Annotated in this window: 2 protein-coding genes; both read left to right on the top strand. The window is 72.1% G+C overall.

Annotated features, from left to right (window positions below; translation table 11 throughout):
* Window positions 1–115 precede the first annotated feature (115 nt).
* Window positions 116–373, top strand: coding sequence for a hypothetical protein (locus GT354_RS53210; protein ID WP_202513239.1), 258 nt, complete (start codon window positions 116–118; stop codon window positions 371–373).
* On the top strand, window positions 370–1,833 hold the full coding sequence (locus tag GT354_RS51975) for a sodium:solute symporter family protein (protein ID WP_161365517.1): 1,464 nt from the start codon (window positions 370–372) through the stop codon (window positions 1,831–1,833). The genes GT354_RS53210 and GT354_RS51975 overlap by 4 nt, the downstream gene beginning before the upstream one ends.
* Window positions 1,834–1,881: the final 48 nt, after the last annotated feature.

Below are 1,881 nucleotides of genomic sequence, written 5' to 3'. Positions count from 1 at the left end.
GCCTGAGCCCGTCCCGGCCGCCCCCGTACCGACCGTCCTCCCGCCCCCGCCTTCCCGGCCCCGCCGTCTTCCCCCGTCCCGTTGTGCGCCGCGCCCCTTCCCCCCGGGAGCCACGATGAGAAAACGCCACGTGAGTTGGGCCGCGTTGCCCGTGCTCGCCTTCCTCGCAACCCCGTTCCTGCCGTTCGTCAACGGCCCGCACCTGTGGCTGGGTCTGCCCTCCGTCCTGGTCTGGGCCGTCGTGTGGACGATCGGGTGCACCGTCGCCCTGTACGCGATCGAGAAGCACGCGGACCACCCCGAGGACGCCGAGGACGACGCGCTCGCCGAAACCGCCGCGCAGGCCACAGCCGAATCGGAGCGCACCTCGTGAACAGCACCATGGTCATCACCGTGCTCGGCATCGTGGCCCTCGCCGCGATCGGCATCGGCGGTCGTCGACCGCCGAAGGGTGAGCTGGGCGAGTGGGCGGTCGGCGGGCGCCGATTCTCCCCGGTCACCTCGTGGTTCCTCCAGGCCGGCGAGTCCTTCACCACCTTCAGCTTCCTGGGCCTGGCGGGCCTCGCGTTCGGCGGCGGCGTGGCCGCGACCTACGCGCTGGGTTACCTCGCGATCAGCCTCGTCACGATGTACTTCATCGGCCCGCGCACGTGGCGGCTCGGCCGCGACCGCGGCTACCTGACCCAGGCCGACTTCTTCGCCGACCGCTTCCGCAGCCCGCTGCTCGGCAAGGTCGTGGCCCTGGTCGGCGCGGTCTTCCTGCTGCCCTACCTCCAGCTTCAGATCACCGGGCTCGGCCTGATCGTGCAGCTGGCCACCGGCAGCAAGTCGGGCGGCCACCTGAGCATGGTGCTCGCGACCGTGCTCACCGCCGGATTCGTGCTGTGGTCCGGGATCCGCGGCATCGCGCGCGTCGCGTACGCCAAGGACGTGCTCATGGTGGTGGCCCTCGTCGCACTCCTGATCGCCGTCCCGATGTCGGTGACCGGCGGATTCGGTCACATCTTCGACACCGTCCGCGACAGCCACTCCTCGCTGCTCACGATCGGCGGGGGCTACGACAAGACCTGGTACACCACCGCGCTGGTGATCAGCGCGATCGGCTCGGGCCTGAACACGATGCCGCACCTGTGGCCGCCGGTACTCTCCGCGCGCAGCGGACGCGCCCTACGGCAGAACTACATCTGGCTGCCGCTGTACCAGGTGGCCCTGGCCGTGCCGGTGATCGTCGGCTTCGCGGCCGTACTCGGACTCGACCCGGACACCGCGAGCAACGGCGTCCTGCTCACCATGGCCGGCCACGCCATGCCCGGGTGGCTGGTCGGCGTGGTCGCGGTCGCGGCGGCGGCTGCGGCGATGGTGCCGTCGGCGGCGATCGTGATGGGCATCTCGACGCTGGTCTCGCACAACCTGGTGCCCGTACGGGGCGAACGAAACCGACTCCGGGTCAACCACGCGTGCGTGGTGATCGCGTCGGGCCTCGCGCTGATCCTGGCCCTGGGCCGGCCGGGCCTGCTCGCCAACCTCCTCCTGCTCACCTACGGCGGCCTGTCCCAACTGGCTCCCGCGACGGTGATGGCGCTGCGCCGCCGCAACCCGCTCGGCGCCACCCCGGCGCTGCTGGGCATCGTGACCGGCATCGGCGTACTCACGTGGTTGACCTTCGCCCACGTGGACGTCGGGAGCTGGGACGCGGGGCTGATCGCGTTGGCGCCCAACCTCGTGGTGACGATCGGCGCGTACCTGGTGCTGCGCGGGCGCGGCACGGACCCGGTCGAGACGAAGCGCGACGACGCGGCGGCGGCGGCGCGGCCGGCTTCGGCGGGGGTCTGAGGGACGATTCGCGGCCCGGTCGCGGTGGGGGCGGCCGGGCCGGGGCCG

The sequence above is a fragment of the Streptomyces sp. SID3343 genome (genome assembly GCF_009865215.1).
Lineage (GTDB): Bacteria > Actinomycetota > Actinomycetes > Streptomycetales > Streptomycetaceae > Embleya.
The sequence above is the reverse complement of the archived record's forward strand: the minus strand, read 5'-3'. Positions and strand labels throughout refer to the sequence as shown.